This window comes from Streptomyces sp. NPDC056361 (genome assembly GCF_042262805.1).
Classification (GTDB): Bacteria; Actinomycetota; Actinomycetes; order Streptomycetales; family Streptomycetaceae; genus Streptomyces.
Window position 1 is genome coordinate 1 of record NZ_JBHJQI010000275.1, and the last position, 4520, is coordinate 4520.

General features: G+C 70.2%; 4 protein-coding genes. All 4 read left to right on the forward strand.

Going from position 1 to position 4520, the window contains the following annotated elements; genetic code table 11:
• Window positions 1-711 (forward strand): acyl-CoA dehydrogenase family protein (locus ACFCY7_RS39875; RefSeq protein ID WP_376490976.1); only part of this gene is annotated, 711 nt, incomplete at its 5' end.
• 128 nt (window positions 712-839) lie between these two features.
• The gene (locus ACFCY7_RS39880; RefSeq protein ID WP_376490977.1) at window positions 840-1922 is read left to right on the forward strand and encodes a sugar phosphate nucleotidyltransferase; all 1083 of its coding nucleotides are present in this window, start codon (window positions 840-842) and stop codon (window positions 1920-1922) included.
• Window positions 1923-2058: 136 nt separating this feature from the next.
• Window positions 2059-2868, forward strand: a complete 810-nt coding sequence (locus ACFCY7_RS39885; protein WP_376490978.1) for a polyprenol monophosphomannose synthase — start codon at window positions 2059-2061, stop codon at window positions 2866-2868.
• A 35-nt stretch (window positions 2869-2903) separates the two neighbouring features.
• Entirely contained in the window at window positions 2904-4457 is a 1554-nt protein-coding gene (locus ACFCY7_RS39890; protein WP_376490979.1) for a hypothetical protein, read from the forward strand.
• Window positions 4458-4520: the final 63 nt, after the last annotated feature.

A 4520-nucleotide genomic window follows, 5' to 3' on the forward strand; every position in this document is an offset into this window, starting at 1 on the left:
GACGGGGACTTCTGGGTCCTCAACGGCGTGAAGCGGTGGATCACCAACGCGGGCGTCTCCGAGTACTACACGGTGATGGCCGTCACGGACCCCGAGAAGCGGTCCAAGGGGATCAGCGCGTTCGTGGTGGAGAAGTCCGACGAGGGCGTGTCCTTCGGCGCCCCGGAGAAGAAGCTCGGCATCAAGGGCTCCCCGACCCGCGAGGTCTACCTCGACAACGTCCGCATCCCGGCGGACCGCATGATCGGCGCCGAGGGCACCGGCTTCGCCACCGCCATGAAGACCCTGGACCACACCCGGGTGACCATCGCCGCGCAGGCCATCGGCATCGCCCAGGGCGCCCTCGACTACGCCAAGGGCTACGTCAAGGAGCGCAAGCAGTTCGGCAAGCCCATCGCCGACTTCCAGGGCGTCCAGTTCATGCTCGCCGACATGGCGATGAAGCTCGAAGCGGCCCGCCAGCTGACCTACGCGGCCGCCGCGAAGTCCGAGCGCGTCGACGGCGACCTCACCTTCTTCGGCGCCGCGGCCAAGTGCTTCGCCTCCGACGTCGCCATGGAGGTCACCATCGACGCGGTCCAGCTCCTGGGCGGCTACGGCTACACCCGCGACTACCCCGTGGAGCGCATGATGCGCGACGCCAAGATCACCCAGATCTACGAGGGCACCAACCAGGTTCAGCGCATCGTGATGGCCCGCAACCTCCCGTAATCACCGGGCGCCGGAAGGCGAACAGAAGTGTTGCCGGAGGCGGTCATCCGTGCTCGCCTCCGGTCCGCACGGACGCGCGGTTGGGCTAGATTTAGCGCTTCGTACACCCGATCGTGTTAGGGAAGACAATGACGGAAGCGGTGCTGCTGGTCGGCGGACAGGGGACGCGCCTGCGACCCGTCACGGTCAACACCCCCAAGCCGATGGTTCCAGCCGCAGGGGTCCCCTTCCTGGCCCACCAGATAGCCAGGGCCGCGGACGCGGGTGTGACCCACATCGTCATGGCGACCTGCTACCTCGCCGAGGTCTTCGAGCCGTACTTCGGTGACGGCTCCGCGTTCGGCGTCCACCTGGAATACGTCATCGAGGACGAGCCGCTCGGCACCGGCGGAGCCATCCGCAACGCCGCCCGCCGCCTCACCAGCGGCCCCGACGAGCCCGTCCTCGTCTTCAACGGCGACATCCTCACCGGCCTCGACATCCGCGGCCTCGTCGAGTCCCACCAGGCCGCCGAGGCCGACGTCTCCCTCCACCTCGTCCGCGTCGCCGACCCCCGCGCCTTCGGCCTGGTCCCCACCGACGCCGAGGGCCGCGTGCTGGCCTTCACGGAGAAGCCGCAGACGCCCGAGGAGATCGTCACCGACCAGATCAACGCCGGCTGCTACGTCTTCCGCCGCTCTGTGATCGACGCCATCCCCGAGGGCCGCCCGGTCTCCGTCGAGCGCGAGACCTTCCCGGGCCTCCTCGCCTCCGGAGCCAAGCTCCACGGCAAGACCGAGGACACGTACTGGCTGGACCTCGGCAAGCCCGAGTCCTTCGTCCAGGCCTCCGCCGACCTCGTGCGCGGCGTCGTCGCTTCCCCGGCCGTGCCCGGCCCCCGCGGCGAGTCCCTGGTGCTTCCCGGGGCCGAGGTGGATCCCGGTGCCAAGCTCGGGGACGGTACCGTGGTAGGAGCCGGTGCACGCATCGAGGCCGGCGCCGTCGTCCAGGGCTCCATCGTGCTCGACGGCGCGACCGTCCGGGCCGGCGCCCAGGTGAGCGCCAGCCTCATCGGCGCACGCTCGGTCATCGGTGAGCGCACTGTCGTCGACAGCGCGGTCGTCGGCGACGGAGCCAGGGTCGGCGCGGACAACGAGGTGCGTGCCGGTGCGCGCGTGTGGTGCGAGGCAGAGCTGCCCGACGCCGCGCTCCGCTTCTCCTCGGACCGATGACCCGGCCCTGAGTCTTCGCGTGTCCCTCGGACCCGACGGGTCCGAGGGGATTCCCGGGCACCCGGAGCGGCCCTCGGCCCGCTCCACCGGATCTCCAACCTTCAGTCGTCAGTGAGGCAGTAATCCAGTGACAGGTGTGTACCAGAACCCCGGTGCGGATGACGTCGCGACCGGCCATGCGGCTCTTCCCGAGACGTGGGGCCGCACCCCGCTGACCGTGGTCATGCCCACGTACAACGAGGCCGGCAACGTGCCGCGCATGGCCGAACTGCTCATGGATCTCGACATACCCGGCCTGCGGCTGCTCATCGTCGACGACTCCTCCCCGGACGGCACCGGCCAGATAGCCGAGGAGCTCGCCCAGAAGTTCCACGCCGAGGACGGCACCCCGCGGATGTCGGTCCTGCACCGCACCGCCAAGGACGGCCTCGGCCGCGCCTACGCGGCCGGCATGAGCAAGGCCGTCGAGGACGGCGCGCGCTACGTCCTCCAGATGGACGCCGACGGCTCCCACCCCGAGGGCAAGATCGCCGAGATGCTCGGCGTCGCCCTCGCCACCGACGCCGGTCTGGTCGTCGGCAGCCGGTACGTCCCCGGTGGCACCCTCTCCGACGCCTGGGGCGCCCACCGCAAGCTCCTCTCCCGCTGGGCCAACGCCTACGCCAGCACCATCCTCGGCACCCGGGTGCGCGACATCACGGGCGGCTTCAACCTGTGGAGCGCCGACGCGCTGCGCGCCATCGACCTCGGCTCCGTCGGCAGCGCCGGCTACAGCTTCCAGGTCGAGATGAAGTACGCCGCACTGCGCAAGGGCTTCCAGGTCATGGAGGTGCCGATCCACTTCGAGGACCGCACCGTGGGCGAGTCCAAGATGAACCTGGCCGTGCAGCTCGAGTCCATCGCCATGCCGTGGAAGCTTCGGGTCCGCTCCCGGGGCCGTAAGTGAGCCTCTCCTCCATACGCAGGGACTCCTCGGGAGACGTGACCCGGGCGAAGGCCGACAGGCCCACCCCGCCACCCTCCGAGGGGTCCTCGTGGCTCGCCCGGCTCTTCTCCGAGAGCCGGGTGCTGGCGGCGGTGCACGGCGCGCTCCTCCTGGTCGTGACGGCGTTCGTCTTCATGGTGGTGCGCCTGCCCTGGACCGGCGACCTCGGCGTGCACGCCGCCACGATCCAGCGACTGCGCCACGACCTGATCCACCCGGGCAACCCGATGGTGGACTCCGCCACGGACAGCCCGTACTACTCGCCGTGGATGGTCTTCCTGAGCCTGGTCGCCAAGGCGACCGACCTCAACACCTTCCACATCCTGCGCATCGCGGCCGTCCTCAGCCTCGTGCTGCTGTTCACGGGCGTCTGGTTCTTCACGCGGACCTTCACCGACCGGCGCGTCGCACCGCCGCTCGCGGTGCTCTGCGTGCTGTTCCTCTGGGGCACCAAGGGCTTCGCCTGGAGCGGCTTCCTCGGCTTCGCCTCGCTCGGCCTGATCATGGCGTACCCGAGCGTCTTCACGCTCGCCCTCGGCATGCACTTCCTGGCCCTCCTCCGGCTCGCGCTGCGGCGCGGCTCGGCCACCGGCTGGCAGTCGTACCTGGGACTCGGCGTGCTGTGGGCCGTCCTGATGCTCAGTCACCAGTTCTCCGGCGTCGTGATCACGCTCGGCGCGATCGGCGTCCTCGGCGGCGCCCGCCCGTGGCCCGTCAGGGAGACCTGGCTCAAGCTGGTCGGCGCGGTCGTCGCCGGTCTCGCGGTGCTGGCCCTCTGGCCGTACTACTCGTTCTTCTCGCTGTTCGGCATCGGCGGCCTCGAGGACATCCACAAGGTCCTCTACGACAACCTCTTCCCGGTCTACGGCCTGGTCATGGTCGTGGGCGTCGTCGCCCTCGCCATGCGCTTCGTCCGCGACCGGCGCGACCCGCTGGTCCTGTGGTTCCTCGTCGCGCTGGCGATGGTCGCGGCCGGCTACGTCCTCGACAAGTGGTCGTACGGCCGCGTGCTGCCCGCCGTCGTCATCCCCGCGCAGATCGCCGCCGCGATCACCGCCGCCGAGGCGGGCCGCAAGCTGTTCAAGGCCGTCTTCGGCACCGCCCTCGCCGTGGCCCTCACCATGGGCCTCTGGGGGCAGCGCTCCGGCCTCGGCTTCATCCTCCGCCAGGACGCGCTGTCCACCACGATCACCGAGGGCACCTGGCAGCCCCCGCGCACCTACCACTGGGTCGCGGAGCACGCCAAGTACGGCGACGTCTTCATGACCGACTGGAAGGCGGCCCAGAAGCTGCCCGCCTTCGGCTTCTACACGGTGACCGTCCCCTACCCGGACTTCTTCCTGCCGGACGAGGACGAGCGCGTCGCCGACGCCAAGCGGTACTTCGCCGAGGGCACCTCCCGCGAGGAGCGGATCGAACTGCTCCACAAGTACGACGTGACGTGGGTCCTCCAGTGGAAGAACCAGCCCGGCCTCCCGGAGGGCGACCCCGCCGTCCGCAAGGTGGAGACCGGCCCCAACGGCCAGACCCTGTACCGGGTCGTCGGCTGACCGGAGCCCTGGCCACCGCGCACCGGACACACGCGAAGGCGCCCCTCACGAGCGATCGTGAGG